This window comes from Vescimonas coprocola (assembly GCF_018408575.1).
Taxonomy (GTDB): Bacteria; Bacillota; Clostridia; order Oscillospirales; family Oscillospiraceae; genus Vescimonas; species Vescimonas coprocola.
Map to the genome: position 1 here is coordinate 844,204 of NZ_AP023418.1, position 25,495 is coordinate 869,698.

A 25,495-nucleotide genomic window follows, 5' to 3' on the forward strand; every position below is an offset into this window, starting at 1 on the left:
CTTGCAAGTTTTCTGCGAAATTCTTGTGATTTTCTTACGGCGCTTCTGAATGGTCTGACGGAAGACAGATGGTGAAGGTGATCCGATCCTCGGTGCTGTCCGCCCGAATGGTCCCGCCGTGGAGCTCCACGATCTCCTTGGCGATGGCTAAGCCAAGGCCCGCACCACCTGTCCGGGTGGCGCGGGAGCTGTCCAGACGGAAGAACTGTTCAAAGATCCGGTCCAATTTCTCCTGGGGGATGTTCTTTCCCGCATTGGAGAAGGTGAGTACGATTTTCCCGGCCTCTATCCGTCCGGCAATTTCCACCGTGCTGTCCGGCAGGCTATAATAAGACGCGTTGCGCAGGAGATTATCAAAGACCCTTGCCAGCTTATCCGGGTCACAGGAATAGTGCAGCTTGGGCGGCAGATCCAGGCTGCATGACAGCCCCGATTCTGCGAAAATGGGGCGGAATTCGCTGGCGACCTGCTCCAGCATCCGCGTCAGGTCCACGCTCTGCCGCTCCAGCTCCAGGCGAGAGAGGTTGAAGCGGGTGATGTCGAAGAACTCGTTGATGAGGTCCTCCAGCCGCTCCGCCTTCTCCAGGGCGATGCCGGTGTACCTGGCCCGGATCTCCGGGGAGATCTGAGGCTCATCCCGCAGGAGGGTCAGGTAGCCGATGACGCTGGTCAGGGGCGTTTTCAGGTCGTGGGCCAGATAGACGATTAGGTCGTTTTTCCGCTGTTCTGCCTCCCGGGCTGCCCGGGCGTCCCGGAGAGCCTGCTCCCGGGCCAGATTCAGCTGGATGGAGATGTCCTCCAGGGAATCCGGCAGCTGGATGGGCTCCTCACTGGGGCGGGATAATTGCTCTGCCGCATTGGCCACCACGTCCAGCTGCTTGATGGGCTTGGAGATAAAATAGAAGCTGATGACCACCCAGCCCGCCAGCACTGTGACGATGCAGACCAGAACGATGTAGTCTCGAACCCAATTCAGGAAGTCGTAGAGCGGCGAGGGCTGCCAGGTGATGCTGGCGCAGATGATGAAGCCCAGGAATGCCAAGGCCATCACTGCGACCACCCAAGCCATGAGGACCAGCAGGTAGCCGCCCCAGATGCGCAAAGATCTCCGGCGGCTGCGGGTATTTCCTTTCTTACTCAATGGTGTACCCCACCCCCCAAACGGTCTTGATGAATTTGGGCTTTCGGCTGGGCTCGTGCATCTTTTCCCGTAGCCGGGCGATGTGACTCATGACGGTGTTGTTGCTGTCCATAAACGCCTCGCCCCAAACATGTTCAAACAGTTCCTCGCTGGACACCACATTCCCCCGGTGCTCACATAGATACCAGAGAATGGAGAATTCCAAGGGCGTCAGGGCCAGTTCCTCGCTGAACAGGACGCACTTGTGAGTGGCCTTGGAGATCTGAAGGCCTCGAAAGTCGTATTCGGTGACCTCCTGGACTGTCCCCTCCCTGGGGTTGTACCGGGTGTAGCGGCGCAGCTGAGTCTTGACCCGGGCCACCAGTTCCAGAGGATTGAAGGGCTTGGTGATGTAGTCGTCCGCTCCCAAGGTCAGCCCCATGATCTTGTCCATATCCTCCACCTTTGCGGTGAGCATGATGATGGGGAACAGGTGGTCCTCCCGGATGCGCTGGCAGAGGGTAAAGCCGTCCATGTCCGGCAGCATCACATCCAGCACCGCCAGATTCAAGCGTGTCGTCCGCACACAAGCCAGGGCGTCGGAGGCATTATAGAATTTGTGGATGGTGAAGCCTTCGTTTTTCAGATAGACCTCCACCAGATCTGCGATCGCAGTCTCGTCATCGACGACTAAAATATGTGTAGCCATAGTTGCCGGCCTTTCGTGTTTTTCTGCATTATAGCACGGAACGTATAAAAAAGCGAGTATGACTCTTGATTTTTCCTAAACATGTCCTAAAGGGGACTGTTGCGGTCTCCTGTCTGCGCAAAATTCTCACCAGACTGTATCGAAACTACGATCTTCCAGACTCCTGATTTCGTAGGGTCGAAGTCGTGAAGCTGCGCCGCAGTGCTCTGTCATCCTTCGCTGGCAGGATCGGTCTGCGTATCATACGATGAACATTCCTCCAGATCTGCAGCCTGCTACCCGGATAGGCTTTTTTCAGCTTTGTGACAGCACGCTCCTTTGCCTTTTCCACGGCGGACTCCTTCATCATGTGGTACATGCCGATTTCCTTCAGCGAAGTTTTTTCAAATCCGAATACGCCGTAGAATTTTCCGAGGATGTCCCTGTCCTTCTTCGGGAGAGCATCAAATAGTTCCTGCAGCAGCTCAATGCAGACTTTTCGATACACGACCTGCTCCGCAGAAACAGAGAGATTCCCAGGCATCAGCCGCTCAAAGGGATCACCGTCATAGCTCCCAGGGATAAGATCATTGACACCAACAAAATGGGTGTTGTAACGGATGTGCTTGACAGCCTGTTCCAGAAGGACATCCATTTTCTCCGCGATCTCTTCGATGCTGAACTGACCTGAATGATATAGCCTTTGTGCCTGCCGGACAGCATCCATCTCGTGCTTGCTCAGAGAAAGATTTCCGATATGTTGCTCCAGCCAACGGATCATCCGGCCTTTCAGATGTGGGTACAGGTAGGTGGCAAGCACAGCACGGCTCTCATCGTATTCTCTGCTCTGGACCCGTGTCAGAAATTCCAACGCACCCTCGCCGCAAAGATCCTCCAGAATCGTTTTCGTATAGCCGGACAACTCTCCCGGTCTTTCCCTGTCCATATGCAGACAGTTGAACTCTCTGGCAGTCTCCCGGGCGATGCGCCGGATCAGCCCGAGATTCCTGCGGTACAACTCCTCCAGCGCGCGCTCATCACCGCCGTAATATCGGCGAACCAATTCCTCATTGGTCATGGGTCCCACCCGCCTTTGCTTTCGGTGGACGCCCTCGGGGCTTGCTCACTCTGGTGATGCGGCAATATTCATACACTTGCGCAGTAGATATTTGTTCAGAAAACTCCTCAACAGAGATATCCGGGCTGCGCAGCGCATCGTAGAGCCGGTCTCGCACATGATCCTTGGCTCTTCTGGCATCCTCCTGAGAGATAGCTCTCCGCTGCATATCCTTCGTGATCCTGGAAAAGGCAGTCAGCTTGGCCTTCACCTTGGGGTTGTTCTTTGCCAGTTCCTTTTGAACTTCCACCGTGCCAAATTGCCGACAGGTGTAGCCAGGAGCGTGGGGACAGGCCCCTTCGCAGTACAAAGCGTGGACGCCGCTCTTCAGCATGAAGTATTTCCCGCAGATGATGCAGCGGCGGATGTTGTGTCCGCTATTCAGGGCCAGCATATAGTCTGCCTTCATCAGCGCCTGTAAGCTGTCCGTCACATGCTCCTGACAGATGGCCATGGAGCCGTCCGGCAGCTCCCGCGGGACATAGGAGAGCATATATTCATCGTGTCTCCTGTAGCAGTCCCCGTGGTAAGTGATGGGGTTGACGATCAGCTTCTCTGCGGTGCGATCATCGTTATAGAAACCATAGAGCGCTGCCGCATAACTTTCCGGCCCATTGGTCGTGAGTGTGGAGAGGATAAACTTGATGAAATTCCGGATGGTAGGAACAAAGGCACGGATGTCGTGAAGATACATCATGTAGCGGTCGATGTATTTCTTGTAGGCACTCCAGGTATCTTCGCACGCTCCCAGGAGGCGAAACATCTCGTAATAAAACAACTCGCCCTTTTCCTCGCTGCCCTCTCTGCGACGAAACAGATCCAGCAGTCCCAAGGAGATTTCAGGATCGCTGTCCCCATCATCGCTCTGGAAGAATTCTTCCGCTGAGGCGCTGAGAAGTTTTGTCTGATCATCCTCTGAAAGGCTGTGCTCCTCGGGAGGAAACAAGCTGAACTGTCCTGTGATCTCCCGTATCACCGAAAAGAAAGCGTCATAGCAATCGTCCGGTAGCAAGCGGAACACAGTATATCGGCGAAGTTCCTGACAGAGCTGCTCCATCTCATCATTCAGTTTCCACCAAAGTTCACTCTTGCGGACATACTCGTAGATGTCCATAAGGGTACGGATGCGCACCATCCGTTCGTGCAGGGGGTGGTAGTCATCCGGTGATAGATTCAGCAGATCTTCGGTCAGCCTGCCTGCCTCAAACTGCTGCCCGTTCAGCTCCAAGGTGCTGCCGTAGGTATAGAATATGATGCTCCCCTCCATTTCCGCTGGCCCCCTCCTCTGCAATAATTTGTCCTACTTGATTTTTAATCTGTCCATGCTTTTTATCAGGATACCATCTTTTCCACCACAATACAAGCAGAGGGGCAAGGGGATGCTCAAAAGTCCTGTGGGCACTGCTCCTCTAAAAGAATACTGCTCCCACTTCTTTCGAGGTGGGAGATTTTTGTATTCAGATATTTTGAATTGGAGGTACTGACTATGAGCAACAAAATGGACCGTCCCCTGGTCACGGTGGACGGTAGGACGCTGATGGACCGTCCGCTGGAGCCGCCCAATTTTGTGGTGGACACGCTGATCTCTCAGGGTCTGCATATCCTGGCGGGTTCACCCAAGGTGGGCAAGTCCTGGCTGCCCTGTGGCTGGCGGTGACGGTGGCCAAGGGAGAACCGGTCTGGGGAATGAGCGTGAAGCAGGGCACCACCCTCTATCTCTGCCTGGAGGACTCCGTCCTTCGCATCCAGAACCGCCTCTTCGAGATCACAGAGGACGCGCCGGACAGCGTCCATTTCTGTACGGAGTGTGCTCCCATCGGCCAGGGGCTGGAGGAGCAGGTGGAGGGCTTCCTCGTAGCTCACCCGGATACTGTTCTGGTCCTCGTCGATACGCTGCAGATGGTCCGCCCCGTCCACGATGCCACCTACGCCAATGACTACCGGGACCTGTCCGTGCTGAAGCGGCTGGCGGACAAGCACGGCATCGCCATCCTGCTGATCCATCATCTGCGAAAGGAAACTGCCGATGATGTGTTCAACCGTATCTCCGGTACGACAGCCATCAGCGGGGCGGTGGATTCCAGTTTTACTCTGGTGGAAGATCGGCGCGGCAGCGGTAAGGCGAAGCTCTCCTGCATCGGTCGTGACATTGAATACCGGGAGTTGTCTCTGGAACGCAACGTTGAAAACGTGTGGGAGATGGTAGCAGACAGCAGAACGCAGCCGGAGCTACTGGGCGACCGGATCACCTATCTGGTCTCTGAACTGATGCGCGACCGTACGAAATTTATCGGCACTCCCACAGAGCTGTCTGAAAAAATCGACCCTGTCGGTATGGAGCGTATCTCGCCTAAGAAAGTGTCCCGCCTAATCCTGCAAAGCCTTGACGCGCTAAGCAAAATCGGAATTTTCGGTATGGTGCGCCGCAGCAACGGGAAGCGGCTCATCGAGCTGCGCCGTGCCGAAAGTGACGATGCCCAGGGTGTACCTGTGGTCGCCCCTGTTGACCCTGTTGGGGCGCTGTGCGGCGATTTGCGGGAGATTGCCGGGCATGGCGAGTAAACACCCGCAGGGAAAAAGAAACGCCGTTTGTGGCCATTTGTGGCCGAAAGCGGAGCGCGGGTGTTCGGTGCAGGGAAATCACCTCCTTGGAGGTGGCCAGCATCGCGTTTGTCTGGTCTGCGGCAACGCCGCTGCCCGACTTCCGCATGAATTCCGGGCAGAAGCCCGGGCCCACTTTATCTACGATTTGGAGGAAACGACATGAAAAAAGATGTTAAATTCAGCACCCGCATGGCGTCCACAGACCGGGAGGCCATCAAGGAGTTGGCGAAGCAGTCCGGGACGTCCATGAGCGACTACGTCACTGCCTGCTGCCTGGGAAAGCAGGTGGTGGTCATCGACGGCCTGAAAGAAGTGCTGAAGGAGCTGAAGTCCATCGGCAGAAATCTGAACCAGCTCGTCACCCTGGCGCACATGGGACGAGTGACCGTGATCGATCTGGAAAGCGTATGTCGGGCGTTCTCTGAACTCTGTGGTGCCGTTCGGATGATCCTTGAACGAAAGCGCTGGTAAGCTATGGCTATCATCAGCTTCACAAACTACAAGCGGGGCCAGACCACCGGATGCATGAGCGCCGTGATGCGGTATACCATGCAGGATAAAAAGACCGAGTTCGAGGGGCAGCAGTTGGTCACAGGTATCAACTGTCAGCCGGAATCTGTCTACGCGGATTTCATGACCACCAAGCGGCTCTACCACAAGACGGACGGTGTACTGTTCTATCACATGGTACAGAGCTTCCCGAAAGGCGAAGCAGTCGACCCGGTCACCGCTCACGCGGCCGCACTGAAGCTGGCCGAGTACTATGAGGGATACGAAGTTCTGGTCTGCACCCACACAGACCGTGAGCACATCCATTCCCACTTCCTCATCAACTCGGTCAATTTCGATACCGGACGGAAACTGCATATCGCAAAGGAGCAGCTCCAGGAACTGCGGCAACGCAACGACATGGTCTGCAAGGAGTTTTCACTTCCTGTATTTCAACCCAGGGAACAAAAGCAGAAAACAAAGACTATGACCATCGGAGAGTATCACACGGCGGCCCGCGGTCAGAGCAAGAAGCTGCAGCTCATGAATATCATCAATGACTGTATGCGCCACGCTTCCAACCGCGAGGAGTTCATTGCGCTGATGGAGAGCGAGGGCTACAAGGTTCGCTGGGAAAAGTCCCGAAAGAATATCACCTATACCACGCCGAGTGGCTGGCAGTGTCGGGACCGTTTGCTGTTCGGTGACAAATATCTAAAGGAGAACATGGAATATGAATTCAGGATCAGAGAAGAAATTATCTATGGACGAGCTCATGGCCCTGAACCGGCCCGAGCCTTCACCGCAGCCGACAGCGCAGGAGTCGAGTTCACCGATCACGCCCATTGTCATCCAGTGTCCGTTGCCGGAGGCTCTGACGATGCTGACACAGAAGACAGAATCCATCGGGTGGGAAGTGCGTGGAATGCGGGAGTATATTCCGAACCTGAGATCACACACAGACCTGACAGCGGTGCAGAACAGCATGGCGGAGATCCAGAAATCGTTGACGGAGATGACCACTCTGCTGGAACAGGCTGGGAAGAAGAAAGAAAAGCATTCCTGCAAATGGCTGGACTGGCTTCCGGACTTCGACCTGATCGTAGTGGCCAAATGGATCGTACTGGTACTGCTCATCGTGGCGGCACTGCTGGGGATGGGGTATGGCACAGCGACAGTGGTCAGCAACATCCGCAACCTGTTTCTATGAAGCCGCTCCACGCTGGACTGTATGGTCTGGCGGTAACTGGAGCGTTACTGGATGATGGTAACGAAGATGTCGAGGAACGTTACCGCCGTATCCAGGCAGAACAGGAAGCCAAAAATATCGGCGCTGTCATCGGACTGGTGGCCGGCGTAGCCATGGTGCTCACACAGGATGAGCAATCATCTACAGAACAGCAGTGGACCGAAGATCAGCAGGCAGAACAAACACAGCAGCAGACCATGTAACGGTCTGCTATTTTTGTTGCCTGACTGTAGCGTCAGGGGAAAGGAACGATATGGCGTATAAATTCAAATACAATGAGCGTCCCCGCTCCTACAGTGAAGAAAAGCATGGAGATGAGGATATTCCCTCTGCCAAGGCAGTGCAGGATACCGCAGTGGAAGAAAGGGACGGCAAGATTATAAAAAGCCGCCGACAGCATGTATGCGGCAGAGAGTACATTGTGTTCGCGGAATTCAGTTTCGGAGGAACGCAATCTACGGTCGATCTTATGAAACAGGTCATCGACCTGGAGCAGGACGCAAAAAATATTTCCGCCTGAAAAACAGGTTCGCATAGACAAACAAACCGATTGGGGGTATTGTATGGTTGCAATCTCTCAATCGGTTTGGCATTTTATGAAGGAGGTCAATATGTTACAGCCAAACCAAAAGATCACGGCGCTCTATTGCCGTCTGTCCCGAGATGATAATCTGGAGGGCGACTCCAACAGTATCCAGAACCAAGAGTTAATATGTAAAGGGTGGTTTCTCCCACCTAATACATATGACTGCGGCTCATTTGTGGTGAATGGAACAGCAGTTGTAGGAAAGGAGAAGAAAAGTCCGTATAACCGCTGGAAATCAACACAAAAAGGAGCTAATTTTTATGAAATCTCTATTTGAGGAAATGGGCGGCACTTACCGTCAGGAGGGCGATTATCTCATTCCAAACCTTGCGCTGCCAGAGGAACCGGAATACCAGATTGGCAAGTATGGACATATGCGCCGCAGCTATCTGAAAGAACATCGCCCTATTTTCTACACAAACCTGCTCACAAACGGAACGCTGCATCGGCACCTTGCCGAGATCGACCAAGCCTGCAACGAGCGCATGGAAATCATCGTTTCTGCAATGGTGAAGCAAGAAGGCGTGACCGAAGCACTCAAAGCTGCCGATCAAATGGAATGGGTGCGCCGCATGAACAGCATCCGCAGCCGCGCGGAGGAAATCGTTTTGACCGAGCTTGTATATGAATGACAAATGCCCGTTATCGGTTGCGTGGCCGATAACGGGCATTTTTACACTTTAGTTCTTTTGTTCCGTGCTGGCTACCAGACGGTCAAAGTCGCTCTGATACAGATGATCCTGAATGACGCGGTACTGCTCAAACTCGCTTTCGGCAAAGGCTTTTGCAATGGCAGCGGTGACTTTTCCCTTATTTTGCAGAATCTCTGCATCATTGAATTGCAGAAAAGCGTCCAGCTTGGAGGCCCAATCTGCCATGGTCATGGGAATATGCCGTCTGGCCTGCCGGGTAGCATAGTCCAGATACATGGTGACGATTTCGTTCAGTTCCTGCATTTCATCCATGGATAAGTAATTTTTTGCAACGGACACATCTGCCTTGACAATCTTGCCGTCAGGAGCATTCTTCCATGAGGTCAGCCCCATGTGTTCCTTGGTGTGATCGGCTCGTGCCATAATGACCTCTGCCGCTGTGCCGCCATGGACGGCATAGTGCATCTTATTCTGAACTGTGGCAAAGAAATCCTTTGTGGTCTGGCTATCGAGAGAGTAGTCCACAGCAGTGGCGTAAATATCCGTAATTTTCTGATAGAAGCGCCGTTCGCTGGCCCGAATCTCCTGAATCTCGGAAATCAGGTGATCGAAGTAGTCCTCATCAAAAATCTGCCCATTGATGAGCCTGCTCTTGTCCAGCACATACCCCTGCTTGGTGAAGGTGTCCAGCACCTTGGTTGCCCACTGGCGGAACTGCGTGGCTCTGCCGGAATTGATCCGATAGCCTACGGCTATGATGGCGGACAGAGAGTAGAACTTATAGTGATAGGTTTTTCCGTTATCCGCAACTTGTGCAAAATTTGCACAAGTTGCATCTTCGGACAATTCACCGCTTTCATATACATTTTTCAGATGCTTTGTCACAACGCTCCGGTCTACATCAAAAAGCCGTGCAATGGCCTTTTGGGTCAGCCAAACGTCGTGATCCTGTACCCGTACCTCAATGCCATCCTCATGGGCATCTTTCGTGAACACAAGGAAATCCACTGTGCTGTTGCGGATTTGCAGTTTATCCTTCTTGGCGTCTGCCATGTCGTTTCACCTCAATCTTCTTCGCTGGTTTTCTTCCCACGGCTCTTATAGACATTATACTGATTCTTGCAGCGGGGACTGCAAAAAGCGGAATTGGAGCGGCTGCTCAGGAACACCTTCTGGCAGTGCTTGCACAGCCGCAGGGGCTTCTCTCCGTCCACCAGCAGGAAGCTGAACATCATCTGGATGCCCAGCAGCAGCGAATGGAAGTCCCAATAGATGGTCGGTTTGTCCAGCAGCTCAATATGATAGCTGGGCGCAATGCCGCCGAAAGCAGCCATGCCTTTGCGATACAGATTCCGGGTATCCTCATCGATCAGGTCATAATCGTTGTAGTACAGAATAGATGTGGTCAGCGTAAAGGCCCAGTCCTTGAACTGCTGCGCCACCCAGTCATAGGCTTCAGCATACTCTCGCTGGAAGCTCATGGTTTTCGCCATGGGTTCACTCGCAAAGGTCATGGTCAGCGCCACCATCATGTTGTCGCCGGACACGCTCCATCTGGACTCAATGCCCTTCTTGACCAGATCCAGCTGGTCAAAGGGATAGAATAGCGCCAGATAGTCCTCGGTTTCCATGGATTCTGCCTTGATGAAGTGGTTTTTCGGCAGATAGACCGCCTCATAATCCATGAAGGACGGCGTGGTGGGCAGCGCTGTCATCAGGCCCAGCAGACCGTAATGGGTTACAAATTCCAGAATGGCCTTCTGCACCTCGTCCTCCGGGCTGCGGTTCATCATCAGCATTCCCACATTCAGCGCATCCAGCACGATTCCCGGCGCTTCCTTCAAGGGATTATATATGTCGGGCTTGGCATTCTTCCCCGGCGTGATATACCGCTTGCCGTCTGCGGCTGTTTTCAGTTCATAGCGGTCATACCGTACCCAATGGGAACGGGACTGCTCAAAGAGATTCTTCATGGCGCTGTTCCTCTCAACTCGTAATCCAACTATATATTAACCGTATTACTATTGTATCAACCGTCCTTGTCATCGTCAAGGGCGGCTTTCTTTTTTCTCGGTTTGGTTTTGTTTTCCCGGCGGATCACGGCATCTTTGCCCATGGTTTGCAGCAGTGCTTCATATTCCTCTACGAACTCGCGCTCCCGCAGAGTAATGCTGTAGTCCCTTTCCAGCTTTTCACTCAGATGCTCATACATCCGCCTTTGCAGCTTTTTCTGAATGGTCATACGCAACTTTCGGATATTCCGGTCGGACTGCCCACGGATGGCAGCAAGCCTTGTGGTGCTGTATTGCTTGACGAACAGGTAATACAGTACCTCCTTCTGTTCATCACTGAGGGTGAAGAAGAGCTTGGAGAGAAAACGGTTTGCTGTCAGCTCATGCAGCTCGTAGGGACAGGAGAAGATGATGTCGAGAAAATTTCCCTGACAGAGCTGGCGGAACCTTGGCAGATTCATCCAGAGGGGAGCAATTCTCGGCTCTGGCACGGCCTGAAACTCCAACGGCACATCCCCGCGCAGGTTTTCGTGGTCACGCTCCCGGCGTTCCCGATTTCTGTCCAGCTTGTTCCACTCGTCTACCACAGTCAAAAAATCCGATTCCGTCCGGGCTGCTTCCTCCAGCCGCCGCACAGCCTCTGCGCGAATTTCCCGCTTGAGCCGTTTTTCGCTGGTGGGCGCGGCTTCCTCTTCCTCGTCCTCCAGCTCGGCGGCATAGTTTCTGGGATGCTCGTCCTGCTCCAGCTCGCTTTCCAGCTCCAGCGTGCGTTCCTCTGCAAGCGCTTCCTCCAGCGATTCGTTCTCCGGCGCACCGTCCGACGCATCCTCCCAATCGGCGAAGCTATCCTCATCCATTTCAAGGTCGGCTTCCTCTATTTGCTCCTCGGTATCTTCTTCCTCATCGGAAAAATCATCATCCCACAGCAGTTCATCCTCCCATGATTCCACGACAGCTTCACCTCCTCGAAAAAAATATTTTTTCTTTTTTCTCAAAAAAACAGTTCCGATTTACACCCCGTATTTCTCCTATTAGTAGAGGAAGTAATCTTAACGCAAGTTACACAGGTTACTCTCCGAGCCATCAACGAAGAAAAGGAGGATATGGGGCATGGAAAACCAACAGAAAGACACGGTTGGCTTACAGTCAACGGAACCGGATTTATTATATCAAAAACCAGCAAATTACGCAAGGAGGAAGCCTATGGAGCAAACGCAACAGGAACAGTTCATCATTCGGCGCATCGGCGGCACCACCTATAAGGTAAGGGTCGCATTCAGCGAAACAGCAGCGGAGACTATGGAGGAAAAGATTCTGCGGATGATCCGCAATGAGGGGGTTACAAATGACGGTACTTGTGGTATAATGGAAGCACCACAAATGAGCCGTCAGTCTGAAAGGAGCGCCGAATGCGCATGAAACAGACTGAGGAAAAGATCACCGCTCTGTATGAGCGGCTGAGCCGTGACGATGACAATGCTGGTGATAGCAACTCCATCGTGAATCAGAAAAAATACCTCGAAAGCTATGCCCAGCAGAGAGGCTACGCCAACTGCCGCCACTATACCGATGACGGATGGAGCGGCGGTAATTTTGACCGTCCCGCATGGAAACGGCTGGTGGCGGACATCGAGGCCGGAAAGGTTGCCCATGTCATTGTCAAGGATATGAGCCGGGCCGGTCGTGATTACCTGCAAACCGGCTTTTACACGGAGGTATTCTTCCGGCAGCACGGCGTCCACTTTGTGGCGATTGCCAACGGCGTGGACAGCGACGATCAGAACAGCGATGAGTTTGCCCCCTTCCTCAACATCATGAACGAATGGTATCTGCGCGACCTGAGCCGCAAGCAGAAAACCGCCATCCGTGTCAAGGGGGAATCCGGCAAGCCCACCACCAACTGCGCCATTTACGGCTACAAGAAAGATCCGGAGAACAAATACCACTGGCTGATCGACGAGGAAGCGGCTGCCGTGGTGCGGCGTATTTTCCGATTGACCATCGAGGGCAAAGGTCCCTATGACATCGCCCGCATTCTGTTCGATGACAAGATCGACACCCCTGCGGTCTACTTCGGCAAGCAAAACAAGGGCATCTGGAAAAGCAAAGAGGAATTTTCCAATCCCTATAACTGGAGCGGCTATGTCGTGGGACAGATCCTCTCCAAGCCGGAGTATATGGGGCATACGGTGAATTTCCGCTCCCACAAGCAGTCCTATAAAGATAAAAACGCCGTAATGAATCCCAAGGAGGATTGGCTGATCTTTGAAGATACCCACGAGGCCATTGTGGACAGAGAAACATGGGAGCTTGCCCAGAAGCTCCGCAAGACGCCCAAGCGCATCGACACGCTGGGGGAAGCGAATCCGCTGACCGGCCTTTTGTACTGCGCCGACTGCGGCGAGAAGATGTATAACCACCGCTCCAAAGGCGGCACAGAGAACAATCCCTATCCATCTGACTTCTTCGATTGTTCCTCCTATACCCTCGCCCATCAGAAAAGAACTGCCGCCTGCTGCGGCCACTATATCACGACCAAAGCTCTGCGCACCCTGATTCTGGACACCATCCGCACGGTCAGCACCTTTGCAATTTCCAATCAGGCGGCGTTTATGGAAAAGGTGCGCTCTGCCTCCCAGCTCCGGCAGGTGGAAGCGGCCAAAGATGCCAAGCGAAAGCTGAGCAAGGACAAAAAGCGTATTGCTGAGCTGGACACCATCATCAAAAAGCTCTATGAATCCTTTGCTGTCGGGCGCATTACCGATGAGCGCTTTGACAGTCTGCTGGCAGATTACGAAGCCGAGCAGAAAGCGCTGCAAGCCTCTGTCGCAGAAGCAGAAGAAAAGCTGTCCGCTTTTGCGGAGGACGCCGCCCGTGTGGAGCAGTTTCTGGAGCTGGCAAGGAAGTACACGGACTTCTCCGAGCTGACTACACCCATGATCAACGAGTTTATTGAGAAAATCATCGTCCACGCCCCGGAGCGTATCGACGGTGACCGGGTGCAGGAGGTGGAGATCCACCTTCGCTTTATCGGGCAGTTTGAGCTTCCCGCACCGGAGCTGACCGAGGAAGAAATCAAGCGGCAGGAGCAGCTCAAGCGACATCGCATTAAAAGCCGGGAACGGTATCAGAAAATCAAGGCTGGTGAACACGCTGTCGGTCAGCCTTTCATGCTGACCTGCAAGTGCTGCGGGCAGGAATTTGCATCCAAACGGACGAACACCCTGTTCTGCGGCCCCAACTGCCGGGCAAAATTCTACCGGCAGGAGGCGGCAGAAAGCCGCAGCCGGGAGTGTACCTGTGAAAACTGCGGCAAGGTGTTTCCTACGACACGAAGCAGCGTCAAATACTGCTCCGATGCTTGCCGGTATGCAGCACAGATCAAGCGGCAGGGCGCACGGAAGAAAGCCTTGCGAGAAGCCAAGAATGAGGAAGAAATCAAAACATCATAAGAAAAGACACAGACGGCGGCTTGCCCCAGATCGGGCAGGCCGCCGTTTTTGCGCAGAAATGGAGGTATCATGCGTATTTTTGAAATCGTAAAAGAAAACATCAATCTGCGGGAAGCGGCAGAGCTGTACGGGATCGATGTGAACCGATACGGCAAAGCCCTCTGCCCGTTTCACAATGACCGACATCCCAGCCTGTATGTGGCCGACGACCACTATTATTGCTTCGCCTGCGGGGAGCACGGGGGATGTGATCGACTTTGTGGGCAGGCTGTTTCAGCTTTCACCCTACGATGCGGCACGGAAGCTGATGACAGATTTTCATCTCAGCCCGGACAAGCCGCCCAGCGCAGCAGCGCTTCACGCAAAACGCATCCGAACAGAAGCACAGCAGCTCATGGAAAACGAGCGGCTGTGCTTTTCTGTTCTGTCTGATTACGCCCGTGTGCTGCGGAACTGGAAGGTGCGGTATGCGCCGCAGTCACCTGATCAACCTGTTCACGCACGGTTTACGGAAGCCTGTCGCAAGCTCGATGAAACGGAATACTATCTGGATATTTTGTGCGCCGGGGATTCCCATGAACGCGCCGAAGTGGTGCAGCACCAGATGGAAGACGGCAAGCTGGACAGGCTGCGAAGAAGATTAGAGGAAATTCACAAGGAGGAATTGGAAGATGGAAATGACACCGCAGGCGTGGCCTGACTGGTACGATGGCAGGCATATCAATGAAGTGCTGTTCTGCCAGCAGTTTTTGGACAAGCACCCCATGAAATGTGTGCGCGGGCGGCTGTTCACCGTGGACGGTCTCATCGAGGACGAAGGGCAGATCGGTAATCTCATTCTGGAGGAAATCTCCGGAGTTCTGACCTCCGGACTGTCCAAAGTTGTGACAAATCTGCTTGCCAGCATCAAGCTGCAAGCGTATTCACCGCCGTTGCCCATTGAGACCGACCGTATCCATGTTTCCAACGGAACGTATTTCATAGACGGCAGCTTTACCGCCGTCAAGAGCTACTGCAACAACCGACTGACGGTTGCCTACAACCCTGACGCGCCCACTCCGAAAAAGTGGCTGCAATTCCTGTCCGAGCTGCTGCAACCGGAGGACATTCCCACCTTGCAGGAGTTTTTAGGCTACTGTCTGCTGCCAACCACCAAGGGACAGAAGATGCTCATGCTCATCGGCAAGGGCGGCGAGGGTAAAAGCCGCATCGGTCTTGTCATGCGCTCGCTGCTGGGCGACAGCATGAATACCACCAGCATCCAGAAGGTGGAGAGCAACCGGTTCAGCCGTGCGGATTTGGAAAACAAGCTCCTGATGGTAGATGACGATATGGATATGAGCGCTCTGCCCAAGACCAACTATATCAAGTCCATCGTGACCTCCGAGTGCAAGATGGATATGGAGCGCAAGGGCGTTCAGAGCTACCAAAGCCAGCTCTATGTGCGTTTTCTTTGCTTCGGCAACGGTGCGCTGACCGCCTTACACGACAAGTCCGACGGTTTCTTTCGCCGCCAGATCGTGCTGACCACCAAAGACCGGCCCGCAGGCAGAGCAGACGATCCGTTTCTGGTGGACAAGCTGCTGCGGGAAAAGGAGGGCATCTTCCTCTGGTGTCTGGAGGGGCTGCACCGGCTGATCGGGGACAACTATCAGTTCACAGTCAGCTCAAAGGCCAAAGAAAATATGGAGACGGTCAAGCGCAGCAGCAACAATGTGATTGAGTTTCTGCAATCCGAGGGCTATATCCGCTTTCGGGCAGACAGCGAGGCCAGCTCCAAGGCGATCTATGAAGCCTACACAAGATGGTGCGACGATAATGCGCAGAAGCCCATGTCTGCCAACCGGGTCAGCTCTGAGCTTGCACAAAATGAGCGGCTTTACAACGTGGAGGCCACCAACAATGTCCACGTCGGCGGCAAGCGGGTGCGTGGCTTTATGGGCATTGAGGTAGTCAATCCGCTGCCGTATTGAAAACGAGAAACGGACTTCAAAATTGCCGTACACGCCGTACACTCTGTACGGCTGTTTTTGATTCCATCCTAAAAAACCGCTTTTGCTTGTGCGCACCGTAAAGCATTTCACGGCAGCGTGTAAAATCTGTCGCCAAATCGGCGGCCGGTACGCAAAACCGGCGTACAGAAGCGTACAGAAGGCGGGCTTGCCGTACCAAACCGTACACCGACGGCTCTATTTTGCTATTCCAAAATCAATGCTTGTGAAATCCGTGAAGATTTTTGCCGCAGGTCGAACGGACTGCACCATCCGGTGATTTACCGAAGCGCGAAGGCGCTGCACCTGACGGCGGCATATTCTGCCGTTCCGTATGCTCTCACACAGAACGATGAAGCCGATAGGGCGAAGTTGTGAACAGGGCATCACGGACGGAAATCTGAGCGGATTTGCGGCATGGCAGATTTTTCACTGCAAAGCGCACACAGTTCACTTACTCAAAAACCAATATCACGAAAAATGGAGGTAAAAAGTTGATGAAATCCAATCTGAGAAATGAGATCAAGTCGTACATCGTCCGTCAGGGCATGACCATGCAGGAGGTGGTCGATCTGCTGCGGGACGAACACGGCTGGTCTGACAGCGTATCAAACCTGTCCAATAAGCTCCAGCAGGAATCCCTGCGCTATGTCGAAGCTGTCCAGCTTGCCGACGCGCTGGGCTATGAAATCGTCTGGCAGAAACGAAGATAAGGAGGGCTTTCGCATGATGACAGATGCGGAAAAGAAACTGTTGCAGGCACAGCACCGGTTGGAAGAAGCGCAGGCGCGGGATCGGGTCAAGGAGCGCAAAGCCAGAACACGCAGGCTCATTCAGGAGGGCGCAATTCTGGAAAAGGTGCTGCCAGAAGTGCGGACGATGGAGCCGACTGTACTGGAGGATTATCTGATACAGAAGCTGCCGCAGCACGATTGAATCTGCTGGGAGGTCTCCGGGAAACCGGGGACCTTCCTCTTTTTTCTCCCAAAGGGCGCACTTACTCACCACCCCCGAAGGGGCGGTGGTATGCCCTACGGCATCGTGCGCTCTCCGAGGGGGGATGTCGCTTTCTGCGGAAAGCGACAGACAATGCCACAGCATTTGCGGATGCTGCTGTCATCGTCTGCGCGATTGGGCAAATACCGTCGCTTCAACCGACGCTATTTTCCAACCGCCTGCGCAAACCTGCCACCGGCAGCTTTGCCGCAGAAATGGACAGGCGTTCAGCCCGTCCATTTTCTCTTTTACAAAAGAGAAACAGAAAAAAGAAAACGAGGTGAACGAACAATGGCAATTTACCATCTGGAAGCGAAGGTGGTCAGCCGGGGTGCGGGACGCTCCGCTGTGGCCGCCTCCGCTTATCTGAGCTGCTCCCGCTTGTATAACGATTACGACGGGATACAGCATGACTACACAAAAAAACAGGGACTTGTCTGGCAGGAAGTGTTTCTGCCGGAATATGCCCCTGCAGGAATGGCAAGATCGTGAAAAGCTCTGGAACGCCGTGGAGGAAGTGGAGACAGCCAAAGACAGCCGTTTGGCACGGGAATTTGTCGTTGCCTTGCCCATAGAGCTGAACCGTGAGGAGCAGATTGAGTTGCTGCAAGAATTTATCCGGGAGCAGTTTGTGGCCGATGGAATGTGCGCCGACGCAGCCATCCACGACACCGACGGTCGCAACCCTCATGCCCACATTCTCTTGACGGTGCGCCCGTTGGATGAGCAGGGACACTGGCAGTACAAGACCGAGAAGGAATATCTCTGCATGAGAAACGGTGAGGAACGAGGTTTTACTGCCGCTGAGTTTAAGGCGGCACAGAACGAGCGATGGGAGAAACAATATCCCTACAAGGTCGGCAAAAAGAAGGTGTATATGGTTCCTTCCGAGGCCGATGCGCAGGGGCTTGCCCGTGCAGATAAGCACCCCAAAAGCACCCGCTACGGCAGACAGAATCCTATCTCCGAGCGCTGGAACAGTGAGGAGCAGCTTGCGGCATGGCGGGCTGCATGGGCGGATGTGACCAATCTCTATCTGGAGCGCGCCGGACGGGCGGAGCGAATCGACCACCGCAGCAACGCAGCCAGAGGTCTGGATGAGCAGCCTACCATCCATGAGGGAGTGACCGCACGGGCGCTGGAGCGGAAAGGGATCATTGCTGACCGCTGCGAGATCAACCGGCAGATCAAGGCGGACAATGCCTTGCTGCGGGAGCTGAAAGCTGCGGTCAGGAAGCTGGCACAGGCGGTAAAGAACACCCTCCCGGTTATTGCCGAGGCGATGGAAAAGCTGCGGGCAAATATGATTGTTTTCCGCTATCAGCTGCGGCATATCGGCCGGGGCAGGCAGCGCATGAAAGATTATATCCACGCGGTTCAGCCGAATCTGGTGCGCTATACCGAGCTGGTTCAGGAGATTCGGGGCAAGGGCAAGGAACGCAAGTCTTTGCTTGCCCAAAAGAAGGAGACACCCCTCTATCTCATCCCGAAGCAGTGTGAACTGTCCCGCCATATTGCGGAGCTGACCGAGGAATTGGAAGAGCTGAAATCCGAGAAGGATATGCTGCTGCACTCGCTGGAATGCAGTGACGATGCCGGTATCGCTGCTGTGAAAAAGGACATTTCCACGATGGAAGCCGCACTAAAAAAGCTGTCGCAACAGGAAGAAAAGTACACGGCTGAGCTGAACGACGCTTTGCAGCAGTATGCTGATTTGAAGACGCAATCGGCAGAATTCGACCCAGACGAATTGCAGGACGCAAGGCTCGACCTGCGTCCTGCAATGGAGCGCTCTGTGGTTGACCGTGTGCAGTCTGCTTACGGAGATAAGTACGATTACTTGATGATGTACGACAGCAAGCGGGATGTTGCTGATATACTTCATGAGGAAACGGAAGCTCGCTCCATCCGTGAACATCTGCGTCAGAAACAGCAGGCACAGCAGAAGCAAAACAAGAAGAACAGCAGAGACACTTGGGAACGATAATATATATATGCTACCACATTCTTGCGCTTACCTCTATCCCAACTATTGACATAGAGCCGCACAAATTTAAAGGAGCACGGTCGTGGCTGACCGTGCTCCTTTAGCATCGCTTGCGATGCATAGTCACAGATGGAATCTGTGTCAAAGGGGTTCGAGGATTTTATCCCAGACAGGCGATTTATAAGCCCCTGCTGCGGCAGGGGCTTATAAATTTTGCATGAGTGGGTACCGCCATGCATTGCTCGTTAAGATCGTGCCCAACTTTTTTACTTACGCCGCATCGAATATTTGCGAGATAACAGCCCCTGTATATGCGCCTGCTGCACTGGCAATTAAGTTCACAAGTTCAGATTTTGCTTTTTGCTCACTTAACTTCAACAATTCATCACCACGAGGAGAACAGTCGTATGCGTTAGCACCATGTGGCGAGCCACATTTCGTCATTTCATAGGCTCACTAAAGAAGAGAAACCATTATCTCAGCTTATCGTTTCGATTTCTCCAAGCAAATCATTTTTTCCTGAGTTGCTAATTTTATCTGCAAAATTGACTTATTTATGAGGACTATCATAATCTGCACGCGCTGGAACACAAGAGCAACTTTTTGAAATAACGTACCTTTGAGGAGTCTGGACTGGCTCCTCTTTTTTGTTGCACAAATTGTGCAGGCGGTGCTTGCACAATTATCAACCTAACATCTGCATTCCATACAATCTCGATATTGTCCTCCTGTTGTTCTGCGTTATGCTTTCTCCGTGCATTTTCGTATTATTTATTCTGCCATCTGACTTCGCCCTTGGACAGAAGCGGATAACAGATCAGCTGATCTGAATCCAGATTTTCCGCATGCATGTCAACCGCTGTGATCTGATGATTATCATAAGTCGTATAATAATAAATACCTTTTGCTGTATTACAACAGGACGTGTATATCGTGATCTCATATTTGCCTTCTGTCACCTCACAGCATCCACGCTGCTGATCTACGGATCCTAAGATATGGAAGAACTGGCTTACACTCTCATCCTCTTCTTCACCGGAGATCGAATTTAATTTTGTAAAGGCAACTTTCACAAATCTTGACTGGCTGGAAAGATCTCCAGGTATTCCCATTCCACCCATTCCTCTGCTATATGCATCAAGCTGTAATACTCCTGCAAAAGTACTCTCCGGCTGTTTTCTGGATACTCCGGCATAATTATTCAGTGCAAACATCTGACTCGGGAATGGTGGATTATTGGTAAGCACTCCTACCGGATTATCATATACATGCAGCCCATCTTTCATAGACTCAACAACGATACAGGAGTCTTTGTCTGCAATGATCCAGTGAAGCTGTGCTGTCGGCAGCTGTTCACTGAATGCTGTGCCTGTCAGTCTCATTGCTGCCAGCTTCTCTCTCGCCTCTGCTACAGTAGCACACTGTGTAAGGATCCATGGGATGAACTCGAACTGTGCCACCTGGCTGACTTCTGTTTCATCTTCCGGCAAAGCTTCTTCATATGCCGCATTGCCGACAAAATTAAGACCTGCCATTCCAAGGCCTTTTTCATTAACAGCATCATAATAAAGCGGATAACCTCCTGCAACAAATGCCATTCCGATCAAAGCATAATGGCTTTTTATCTTCCCGGCAAACCGGAAATCAAATTCGTAATTTCTTGGCGTTATCGTGATCTGTTCCCCATAGGAAAATTCATAATCAAGCGTTCTGCCCATATAAAAATCTTTTGTTTTGTAAGTTGCTGCTGTACACATATCGAACACCTCTTCTTTCTGCTATAATAGTCCTGCAAACAATCTCATAAACAACTGTCCGAGCCATAAATATGCACTCCGTCCTGTGCGGTACTTTTCGGTCACTTCCCTGCATTCATTCGAGGATTTTTCTTTACACAATAACTCCATATAATTACCGGAATCAGACAAAGCCGAAAAAAGAAAGAAGATTAGGAACCGTAATAATTCTATTCAAATTTTCTTTCTGATTCACTTCACTCTGCATGTACGGTCACCTCACTTTCCTTTTTTTAGGCATAAACCAATAAAATATAACACAAAATGCTAAAGCAAACACAACACCAAAAACATTTTGACTCACTCTAAGACTAACCGCTCCTTGTAGTCCATATGTCTCTGCAGCAATGGCTAAAGCACCAAATGTGTTAAATACTGCCTGCCAGCCATATTGTGCTGAAAATCCTACACCGATTCCACCAAGAATTCCTATATATGCATAGATTGACGAAGGAAGCAGAAAATATAATACTGTAAAACATATAACACCTGCAATATTTCCGACAATCCTTTTACGGACTCTGTAGTGCATATCTTCCATAGACGGCAAAATCACGGACATGGCCGCAATACCAGCCCACATTGCACGTGGCATATTACAAAGTTCTGCAATGCAAAGGACAATCGGTACGCATAAAATCTGACATATCTGCCATTTTGTTCTGGAAGAAGTGATATCAAATTCTTGTATCAGATCTTTCAGATTTCTTTTATAAGTTCTGTTTTTATGATTTCGATAAAATACGAAGCAGGTAAGTGCTGCACCTAAAGCCATTCCGACTAATCGCATCTGATAGCTTTTTCCCGTAACATCATAACCATATAGCAGCAGATACCCAAGAACCAATGTAGATTGATTAAACATGGATGGATTATGGCATCCGAACAGAATCAACACAGCCAGTGCCGCAATATTTAACAGCATTCCCAATACCGGTGAAAACTGATTTGCTAAATGCGGACATACAGTCATAATTACAAAGAACAAAGCCAAAAGCATCGTAGATTGTCCGGTGTGGATCCCCAGATCCGCATTCCTAAACACCATGAGACATAATAAGACTACTACACCTACAATGCTGTTCTCATTTCCAAATAGGATGCTGAAAATACTAACAAAGAAAAAACAAAATGCCATTGTAGCAGCTATCTTCACCAGATATACCCACATATGATATAGTTTTTCTTTTAGTGTTTCACTCTTTTTCAACAGGTTTTTAGAACCTGCCTGATTTAACTGCAACTCCTGATAAAATGTCATATAAATACTCCCATCTTCTAATTTATCTTAAAACTAGATAATCTCATCTTTCTGCTTTGGCAGCTCTATAACAAATCTGCATCCACCATATTCACGGTTTTCTGCTTTGATTGTTCCTCCGGCACTATCTACAATCCGTTTTACAAGTGCAAGACCTAGGCCATTTCCTTCTGCTTTATGAGATCCATCTACCTGATAGAACTTGTCAAATATTCTGGATTTTACATCATCCTCTATTCCTGGTCCTTCATCTTCCAGAATGAACTTAACAGAATCCTGTTCTTGTTTCAGAAACATCGTAATTGTCCCCTTTGAAGGGCTGAACTTAATCGCATTATCTAAAAGATTTATCCAGATATGCATAAAAAGTCCTTCATTCGCAGTATATTTAACTTCCTCCAATTCTACCTGAAAACCAATTTCTTTTTCTGTCCATTTTGTTTCCAATGAAAGAACTGCCTGGCGGATCTGTTCATCCAGACGATTATCGTCAATAAACGCACAAACTATTCGAACGCCTGCTACATCATTGAGATATGTCTGTATTCTCGTCTGAGTTGCTTTGTACATTGGACAGCTCCGGTTTGCGGGTATGCAGCCGCCGTTCGATTGATTCGTGTAGAAGCTGAGATACAAGAGCCATTAACGGAATAAAGAAAATCATGCCAAGGACACCGAACAGTTTACCGCCCAGCAAAACCGCCAACAACGTCCAGAACGGGGATAGCCCTACACTGTTTCCCACGACGTGCGGATAGATGAACTGATTTTCAACAAACTGAGTTGCCTGATAGACGATCAAGCATAGGAGCGCCTTGTTCGGAGCCGCCAATAAAGTAAATAAAATGCCGAAAGCGCAGGAGAGAAATCCTCCAATATAAGGAACGAATGCAAAGGCGGCAGTTAAAACAGCTGTTAGCCCCGCATATGGAATCCCTGCAACAGAAAACGAAAGAAAGATCAATGTTCCAAGAATCATAACCTCGACACACTGACCAGAAAGAAACTTCGCATAGGTGTCATGTGCAAGTTTCGAAATATGGCAAATTCTATCTGCAACGGATTCCTTACAGTAGGCATACAGTGCCCGTTTGCTTTGACTGCTCAATTCACGCCATCCAATTAGCACATAGAATGTGATCACAAGTGAAATTGCAACATCAGCAATCGCAGATACCGTAGAGCCAGCAACATTGGCAACTGAGAAAATCACTGTGTTCATTTCGCTCGAAATGCTTTGCAGAATAGATTTCCAATCGAGCGCAGCAAAATGTGCCGACAGTTTCTCTGTGTCAATGCCGTATCTTTGCAATAAGCCGACCCAGTCAGGCCATTTTTCTTGAACAAGAGCAGCAATGCTTTTTACAGATGCAGTGAGCTGTGGAATCGCAATTACACACAGAAGAGCAATAATCGCAATAACACATATCAGCGTCAGTAACAGGCTTATCATGTCTATTTGCCGATCTGTAGCTTTAGTCAGCTTTCGTCGAAGCCTCTTTGCCAGTCCGCGCACGGGTACACTCAGAACAAAGGCCAGCAAAAGGCCTGATAAAATCGGAGCGAGCAAGCCAATACACGATTTTAGAAAGTTGGCAACATAGTTTAGATTGTTGAATGCCGCAAATAAGATCACCCCAAACGTGATTAGTAGAAGCGGCTTTTTGTAGGATTTATCCATGATTACATCCTCGTAAGAAATCGGTTTGTTTTATTATTGGGGAGTATCTTATAGGCAATCCACCAACCAAAGAAACAGACTGGCAATGCAGCGAGAACATCCATGATAGAATGCTGTTTCATAAAAACGGTGGAGAGACTGATACACACGGCGATTGATGTAGCAGCGATTTTCCATCCGACGCTTTGGAGCGCCTTGCAATCCCATAACCCAAACATCGCGGCAACAGAGCCTATTACATGAAGTGAGGGGCAAACATTTGTATTGGTATCGAAACTATAGAATAATTCAATAAAGCGTGTAAGTAGATTATTGCGTACAAATGCTTCTGGCCGCAAATTTTGGCAGGTTGGAAAGAACAGGTAAATCAAAACCGTGATCGTATAGGTGACTATCACAAAATACATCATACGCCGAAATGCAGGTACATCGACGAAAAAAGTATAAACCAACGTACCGATTAGAAAGACAAACCAAAATAGATACGGAATCAACGCCCATTCACAAAATGGTATTATATCATCGAGTCCACAATAGACGGGATAGTAATTTCGTTGCGGTTGCAACCGCTCAAGAAACAAAAACAGCAAGCCGAAAATTGGCCAGTAAAGCAATAGCCTGACGTGAGAAAATTCAGGTGTATTAAGTTTATGGATGCGGAACTCACGGTAATTAACTTCCGGCTTTATATGATTACTTTGCATGACTGTATATCCATTCATAGATTTTATCGGCTGCCGTACATTCCGTCTGCGACCGCATTGCCGCGCGCATTTTAGAAAGAAGCACTGGGGCATTTAGCGTTTTTATTGTGGTGTCTGCGATTGCTTTTGGCGTATTGGCTGTGACGGCCATTCCATTACGCAGAAAAAAATTCAGATTATGTGTCTCGCAGCCAGCCACTGCATCGATAAGCACCATTGGTAACTCTGCCGCCATTGCCTCAGATGTACTTAGACCTCCGGGCTTTGTCAGGAATAGGTCTGAGGCTTGCATGAGCTGCGGCACATTATTGACGGTTCCCAGAACATGAACTTGAGAATACTTTTCTGTCCTTTTTTGGAGTTTTTTGCGTAAATCATCATTTGTGCCGCATACAACACTAAGTTCTTGTTCTGTTGTGAGGTAAGGGCAGAGATACGATATAATCTCCTCCATTGGACCGCAGCCCATGCTACCGCACATCATTAAAATATGTTGATGAGCAGGAGAGATTCCGGCGTTGGCTTTTCCTGCTTCTTGTGACACACGCTGGTAGAATTGCTGCCGCACAGGGATTCCACTGGCGATCAGCTTTTGAGGTTGAAGTCCACATTGTTCAAACTCACCTAACAGCGAAGTGGACGGAATGAAATACCAGTCCAGCGCAGAATCCGCTGTGCAGGGAGCGCAGGTATAGTCTGTAGAAATGTGGCTCGTTACAAGCTGTAAGCATGGGTGCTGTCGGCGCATTTCTGTCAACGCCAAGGCTGGGAATACATGAGTACAGATAATATTATCGTAGCCTGCAGAGCGGATGTATTGATACATCCGCTCTGCGCCGGAGGAAAGTAGCTTATAGATCGGCGTTCCCTCACAAAAAATATCTTCGTGAGATTCCGCACGCTGATACCCAGCATCAAAAAGCCTTGGAGCATGGCGGTAAATTCGGGTATGCCAATTAGAAATAAACGTGGATGCTTTTTCTGAAATAAACTGCAAAGAATCTGTAATATTGCAGATTTCTCCGCGAGAGTGGTAGGCTTCCTGAACTGCTTGCGCACAGGAGTTATGCCCTGCGCCAGTGTTGCAGCTTAGAATTAGTGTTTGCATT

27 protein-coding genes and 4 pseudogenes are annotated in these 25,495 nt (G+C 50.9%); 16 read left to right on the forward strand and 15 right to left on the reverse strand.

Going from position 1 to position 25,495, the window contains the following annotated elements; all coding sequences use genetic code 11:
- Positions 1-34: 34 nt before the first annotated feature.
- The 4 genes from KJS28_RS04145 to KJS28_RS04160 all read right to left on the reverse strand — a co-directional run bounded on the left by KJS28_RS04145 (position 35) and on the right by KJS28_RS04160 (position 4,192).
- Entirely contained in the window at positions 35-1,141 is a 1,107-nt protein-coding gene (locus KJS28_RS04145) for a sensor histidine kinase (RefSeq protein WP_227106235.1), read from the reverse strand.
- Complete coding sequence (gene vanR, locus KJS28_RS04150) at positions 1,134-1,829, reverse strand: VanR-ABDEGLN family response regulator transcription factor (RefSeq protein WP_213541854.1); 696 nt, start codon at positions 1,827-1,829, stop codon at positions 1,134-1,136. Before vanR ends, KJS28_RS04145 begins: the two co-directional genes overlap by 8 nt.
- Positions 1,830-1,974: 145 nt before the next feature.
- Positions 1,975-2,886 carry a sigma-70 family RNA polymerase sigma factor gene (locus KJS28_RS04155; protein WP_213541855.1) on the reverse strand — a complete coding sequence of 304 codons (912 nt, stop codon included), beginning with the start codon at positions 2,884-2,886 and terminating at the stop codon, positions 1,975-1,977.
- The gene (locus KJS28_RS04160) at positions 2,876-4,192 is read right to left on the reverse strand and encodes a DUF6076 domain-containing protein (protein ID WP_213541856.1); all 1,317 of its coding nucleotides are present in this window, start codon (positions 4,190-4,192) and stop codon (positions 2,876-2,878) included. Before KJS28_RS04160 ends, KJS28_RS04155 begins: the two co-directional genes overlap by 11 nt.
- Before the next feature lie 219 nt (positions 4,193-4,411).
- Between KJS28_RS04160 and KJS28_RS04165 the strand changes: the two genes are divergently transcribed.
- The 7 genes from KJS28_RS04165 (at position 4,412) to KJS28_RS04195 (ending at position 8,485) form a co-directional block, all read left to right on the forward strand.
- Entirely contained in the window at positions 4,412-4,582 is a 171-nt protein-coding gene (locus KJS28_RS04165; protein ID WP_213541857.1) for a hypothetical protein, read from the forward strand.
- A 29-nt stretch (positions 4,583-4,611) separates the two neighbouring features.
- Positions 4,612-5,487 carry an AAA family ATPase gene (locus KJS28_RS04170; RefSeq protein ID WP_229365628.1) on the forward strand — a complete coding sequence of 292 codons (876 nt, stop codon included), beginning with the start codon at positions 4,612-4,614 and terminating at the stop codon, positions 5,485-5,487.
- Positions 5,488-5,688: 201 nt separating this feature from the next.
- The gene (locus KJS28_RS04175; RefSeq protein ID WP_213541859.1) at positions 5,689-6,000 is read left to right on the forward strand and encodes a plasmid mobilization protein; all 312 of its coding nucleotides are present in this window, start codon (positions 5,689-5,691) and stop codon (positions 5,998-6,000) included.
- 3 nt (positions 6,001-6,003) lie between these two features.
- Positions 6,004-7,470 carry a relaxase/mobilization nuclease domain-containing protein gene (locus KJS28_RS12450; protein WP_228298438.1) on the forward strand — a complete coding sequence of 489 codons (1,467 nt, stop codon included), beginning with the start codon at positions 6,004-6,006 and terminating at the stop codon, positions 7,468-7,470.
- Between the two features lie 50 nt (positions 7,471-7,520).
- Positions 7,521-7,787, forward strand: coding sequence for a hypothetical protein (locus KJS28_RS04185; protein WP_213541860.1), 267 nt, complete (start codon positions 7,521-7,523; stop codon positions 7,785-7,787).
- A gap of 43 nt (positions 7,788-7,830) precedes the next feature.
- A complete protein-coding gene (locus KJS28_RS04190; protein ID WP_228298439.1) occupies positions 7,831-8,130 on the forward strand; it encodes a hypothetical protein in 300 nt (99 codons plus the stop codon).
- The gene (locus KJS28_RS04195) at positions 8,114-8,485 is read left to right on the forward strand and encodes a TnpV protein (protein ID WP_071431004.1); all 372 of its coding nucleotides are present in this window, start codon (positions 8,114-8,116) and stop codon (positions 8,483-8,485) included. Before KJS28_RS04190 ends, KJS28_RS04195 begins: the two co-directional genes overlap by 17 nt.
- Positions 8,486-8,533: 48 nt before the next feature.
- Here the strand turns inward: KJS28_RS04195 and KJS28_RS04200 are convergent, their stop codons facing one another.
- Genes KJS28_RS04200 through KJS28_RS04210 form a run of 3 tightly spaced genes read right to left on the reverse strand, consistent with a single transcriptional unit; the run spans position 8,534 to position 11,468 of the window.
- Positions 8,534-9,559 (reverse strand): virulence RhuM family protein, encoded by a 1,026-nt coding sequence (locus KJS28_RS04200; protein ID WP_071431002.1) that lies wholly within the window; start codon positions 9,557-9,559, stop codon positions 8,534-8,536.
- An 11-nt stretch (positions 9,560-9,570) separates the two neighbouring features.
- Complete coding sequence (locus tag KJS28_RS04205; RefSeq protein ID WP_071431000.1) at positions 9,571-10,479, reverse strand: recombination protein NinG; 909 nt, start codon at positions 10,477-10,479, stop codon at positions 9,571-9,573.
- Positions 10,480-10,535: 56 nt separating this feature from the next.
- Positions 10,536-11,468: a sigma-70 family RNA polymerase sigma factor gene (locus KJS28_RS04210; protein WP_213541861.1), complete on the reverse strand. Its 933-nt coding sequence runs from the start codon at positions 11,466-11,468 to the stop codon at positions 10,536-10,538.
- A gap of 160 nt (positions 11,469-11,628) precedes the next feature.
- Between KJS28_RS04210 and KJS28_RS04215 the strand changes: the two genes are divergently transcribed.
- The 9 genes and pseudogenes from KJS28_RS04215 to KJS28_RS04245 all read left to right on the forward strand — a co-directional run bounded on the left by KJS28_RS04215 (position 11,629) and on the right by KJS28_RS04245 (position 18,944).
- Positions 11,629-11,937 carry a transposon-encoded TnpW family protein gene (locus KJS28_RS04215; protein WP_213540306.1) on the forward strand — a complete coding sequence of 103 codons (309 nt, stop codon included), beginning with the start codon at positions 11,629-11,631 and terminating at the stop codon, positions 11,935-11,937.
- Positions 11,928-13,970 carry a recombinase family protein gene (locus KJS28_RS04220; protein ID WP_213541862.1) on the forward strand — a complete coding sequence of 681 codons (2,043 nt, stop codon included), beginning with the start codon at positions 11,928-11,930 and terminating at the stop codon, positions 13,968-13,970. Before KJS28_RS04215 ends, KJS28_RS04220 begins: the two co-directional genes overlap by 10 nt.
- A 69-nt stretch (positions 13,971-14,039) precedes the next feature.
- Positions 14,040-14,156: pseudogene (locus tag KJS28_RS12760) on the forward strand (CHC2 zinc finger domain-containing protein); the annotation flags it as partial.
- Positions 14,157-14,217: 61 nt separating this feature from the next.
- Positions 14,218-14,670 (forward strand): DNA primase, encoded by a 453-nt coding sequence (locus KJS28_RS04225; protein ID WP_407701767.1) that lies wholly within the window; start codon positions 14,218-14,220, stop codon positions 14,668-14,670.
- Positions 14,642-15,943 (forward strand): DNA primase family protein, encoded by a 1,302-nt coding sequence (locus tag KJS28_RS04230; protein WP_213540305.1) that lies wholly within the window; start codon positions 14,642-14,644, stop codon positions 15,941-15,943. Before KJS28_RS04225 ends, KJS28_RS04230 begins: the two co-directional genes overlap by 29 nt.
- A 515-nt stretch (positions 15,944-16,458) precedes the next feature.
- Positions 16,459-16,674 (forward strand): LLM class flavin-dependent oxidoreductase, encoded by a 216-nt coding sequence (locus tag KJS28_RS04235; protein ID WP_213540304.1) that lies wholly within the window; start codon positions 16,459-16,461, stop codon positions 16,672-16,674.
- Between the two features lie 16 nt (positions 16,675-16,690).
- Entirely contained in the window at positions 16,691-16,897 is a 207-nt protein-coding gene (locus tag KJS28_RS04240) for a DUF3847 domain-containing protein (RefSeq protein WP_071441856.1), read from the forward strand.
- A gap of 90 nt (positions 16,898-16,987) precedes the next feature.
- Positions 16,988-17,449 (forward strand): MobA/MobL family protein, encoded by a 462-nt coding sequence (locus KJS28_RS12885; protein ID WP_456341200.1) that lies wholly within the window; start codon positions 16,988-16,990, stop codon positions 17,447-17,449.
- On the forward strand, positions 17,421-18,944 hold the full coding sequence (locus KJS28_RS04245; protein WP_456341201.1) for a MobA/MobL family protein: 1,524 nt from the start codon (positions 17,421-17,423) through the stop codon (positions 18,942-18,944). The genes KJS28_RS12885 and KJS28_RS04245 overlap by 29 nt, the downstream gene beginning before the upstream one ends.
- Before the next feature lie 270 nt (positions 18,945-19,214).
- Here the strand turns inward: KJS28_RS04245 and KJS28_RS04250 are convergent, their stop codons facing one another.
- The 8 genes and pseudogenes from KJS28_RS04250 to KJS28_RS04285 form a co-directional block, all read right to left on the reverse strand.
- Positions 19,215-19,388 carry a hypothetical protein gene (locus tag KJS28_RS04250; protein ID WP_008978056.1) on the reverse strand — a complete coding sequence of 58 codons (174 nt, stop codon included), beginning with the start codon at positions 19,386-19,388 and terminating at the stop codon, positions 19,215-19,217.
- A gap of 323 nt (positions 19,389-19,711) precedes the next feature.
- A complete protein-coding gene (bsh, locus tag KJS28_RS04255) occupies positions 19,712-20,701 on the reverse strand; it encodes a choloylglycine hydrolase (protein ID WP_009295645.1) in 990 nt (329 codons plus the stop codon).
- Positions 20,702-20,823: 122 nt separating this feature from the next.
- Positions 20,824-20,948 (reverse strand): annotated as a pseudogene (locus KJS28_RS04260) (CDP-alcohol phosphatidyltransferase family protein); the annotation flags it as partial.
- A pseudogene (locus KJS28_RS04265) lies at positions 20,938-22,001 on the reverse strand (FUSC family protein). The pseudogenes KJS28_RS04265 and KJS28_RS04260, both read right to left, overlap by 11 nt.
- Before the next feature lie 33 nt (positions 22,002-22,034).
- Positions 22,035-22,484: pseudogene (locus KJS28_RS04270) on the reverse strand (sensor histidine kinase); the annotation flags it as partial.
- A gap of 43 nt (positions 22,485-22,527) precedes the next feature.
- On the reverse strand, positions 22,528-23,682 hold the full coding sequence (locus KJS28_RS04275; protein ID WP_213541863.1) for an AI-2E family transporter: 1,155 nt from the start codon (positions 23,680-23,682) through the stop codon (positions 22,528-22,530).
- 2 nt (positions 23,683-23,684) lie between these two features.
- A complete protein-coding gene (locus KJS28_RS04280) occupies positions 23,685-24,386 on the reverse strand; it encodes a phosphatase PAP2 family protein (RefSeq protein ID WP_008978052.1) in 702 nt (233 codons plus the stop codon).
- The gene (locus tag KJS28_RS04285; RefSeq protein ID WP_008978051.1) at positions 24,376-25,494 is read right to left on the reverse strand and encodes an MGDG synthase family glycosyltransferase; all 1,119 of its coding nucleotides are present in this window, start codon (positions 25,492-25,494) and stop codon (positions 24,376-24,378) included. Before KJS28_RS04285 ends, KJS28_RS04280 begins: the two co-directional genes overlap by 11 nt.
- Between the last annotated feature and the right edge of the window lies 1 nt (position 25,495).